This is a genomic window from Bacillus sp. z14 (2026) (assembly GCF_058313575.1).
Genome location: NZ_JBZFQK010000015.1, coordinates 1 through 841, shown reverse-complemented (window position 1 = coordinate 841; position 841 = coordinate 1). Strand labels below are relative to the sequence as shown.

The window sequence follows — 841 nt, the reverse complement described above, 5'->3', positions numbered from 1 at the left end:
TCCAAACGCACACATCTTTAGTTTTGATTCCAATGTAATCGAAAGTGTCAGATATGAAGACACAGAACATTATCAAATAACAAAGGGTTTTTTAGATAGAAAGGAAAGGTACTTAGAAGAGTTATTTCTAAATGACGAGGATTAATAAAAATATAGCTTACTCCGCTAACAAAGACATTGGTCCAAGAAGGATTAATGCCTTTTTGTGTTGAATTTCTTATGGAAGTAACGGGGCAGGTTAGTGGAAGAAACATAAGACAAGGTTATTTATGTCTTCTTTTTTGTTAACATCGCCCTTTAGTATAGAGATGTTGAAAAAAGAAGGTCAAGATTTTTTAGCCCGATCTATCGCAAAGCGAATTGTTGCTCCGATTGCCCCACCTATTCCCATCAAAACAGCAACGTCTATAAAATTCTTAGATGGTATATCCTTGAAAACCAAATCAAAAATCCACATCAGCACTAAGACTGTAGCAATCAAACTCAATATACGTAACAAACCTTTTATCATTATTTTCCTCCTGTGTGATTTTTTTTAATTGTATCACAACTGTACTATTTATATCGATTAGTTACTTATTACATAAACCAGGGCTGCAGGGCTTTATTTTTATACCGAAAGTTTGGTGTTTAGCTCACCTTCTTAATCTGCAAAAAAGGGGGAATTTAGCAGAAGGTTAAGACTGTCATAAGACGTTCAGTTATTATGCGACTAAAGGGGCAGGTTCGTATTATATAGTTCAGCCAGAACTTTCTGGTTGAACTTTTTTCATATGAATTTAATCTATCAGTAGCCAGGGTAGAACGTAAGGGGCAGTGGGACAAATGATCCCGTCCGCTA

At 35.6% G+C, this 841-nt stretch carries 1 protein-coding gene; it reads right to left on the bottom strand.

Annotated elements, in window-relative coordinates; genetic code table 11:
* Positions 1–325 precede the first annotated feature (325 nt).
* Positions 326–511, bottom strand: a complete 186-nt coding sequence (locus AC4G3O_RS19235) for a hypothetical protein (protein WP_491135618.1) — start codon at positions 509–511, stop codon at positions 326–328.
* Positions 512–841: the final 330 nt, after the last annotated feature.